This is a genomic window from Streptomyces sp. SID3343 (genome assembly GCF_009865215.1).
Taxonomy (GTDB): domain Bacteria; phylum Actinomycetota; class Actinomycetes; order Streptomycetales; family Streptomycetaceae; genus Embleya.
In genome coordinates this window covers 1-762 of the sequence record NZ_WWJX01000752.1, presented here as the reverse complement: position 1 = coordinate 762, position 762 = coordinate 1, and the positions used below count along the sequence as shown (strand labels likewise).

Below are 762 nucleotides of genomic sequence, written 5' to 3'. Positions count from 1 at the left end.
CCGCCGCCGGCGCGCCGACGCCGCGCGCGTGGGACCCCGACGGCACGGTGCTCGTCACCGGCGGCGTGGGCGTACTCGGTTCGTTGCTCGCACGCCACCTGGTCACCGAACACGGCGTCCGCCGACTCCTCCTGACCGGCCGTCGGGGACCGGCCACCCCCGGGGCCGCCGCACTGGTGGCCGATCTGACCGCGCTCGGCGCGCACGTGAGCGTCTCGGCGACCGACGTCGCCGACCGCGACGCACTCGTCGAACTCCTCGCGGCGGTACCCGTCGAACACCCGTTGACCGCCGTGGTGCACGCGGCAGGCGTCGTCGACGACGGCGTCGTGGACGCGCTCACCCCCGCCCGCCTGTCCGCCGTGCTGCGGCCCAAGGCCGATGCCGCGTGGTACCTGCACGACCTGACCCGCGATCAGGACCTGGCGGCCTTCGTGCTGTTCTCGTCGGTGGCCGGCGTCCTGGGAGGGCCGGGACAGGGCAACTATGCCGCCGCCAACACGTTCCTGGACGCGCTCGCCGGCCAACGTCGCGCGCTCGGCCTGCCAGCGGTATCGCTGGCCTGGGGCATGTGGGCCGAGGCGGGTGGGATGACCGCACACCTCGCCGAAGCCGACCGCGCCCGCGCGTCACGGGCGGGGATCCGCGCGCTCGGCTCGGCCGACGGCCTGCGCCTGTTCGACCTCGCGACCGGACTCGGCACGGGCCTCCCGGCCGTGGACCGGCCGACGCTGGTCCCGGCCCCGCTCGACCTCGCGGGCC

Annotated in this window: 1 protein-coding gene; it reads left to right on the top strand. The window is 76.2% G+C overall.

Annotated elements, in window-relative coordinates; genetic code table 11:
* Window positions 1-762: beta-ketoacyl reductase (locus GT354_RS22995; protein ID WP_161358270.1), on the top strand; the 762-nt coding region annotated here is incomplete at both ends.